General features: G+C 44.9%; 1 protein-coding gene. It reads left to right on the forward strand.

Annotated elements, in window-relative coordinates; genetic code table 11:
* A partial coding sequence (locus LJE12_RS19790) for an ATP-binding protein (RefSeq protein WP_227292422.1) occupies window positions 1-325 on the forward strand: 325 nt, incomplete at both ends.

Genomic DNA, 325 nt, shown 5'->3' on the forward strand with positions numbered 1-325 from the left:
TGACCAACTTTTCCCGGATTCTGAATACCCTTACCGGAATGCATTTTGAAGACAGGAATCAGTTCATCCACAGCTTAAACCGCTACAGCCTTCTGATCATTGATGACCTCGGAATTGAACGGAACTCTGACTTTGCACTGGAACAGGTATTCAATGTGATTGACAGCCGTTACCGCAGTAAAAAGCCCCTGATCATAACAACCAATCTCACTTTATCAGAGCTGAATAACGCCGCTGATATCGCACACAAGCGAATTTATGACCGGATTCTGGAGAGATGTGTTCCCATCCGTATCAATAACCGGAATATCCGTCAGGACAATGC

This window comes from Blautia sp. DFI.6.71 (genome assembly GCF_020593585.1).
Taxonomy (GTDB): Bacteria; Bacillota; Clostridia; order Lachnospirales; family Lachnospiraceae; genus Blautia_A; species Blautia_A wexlerae.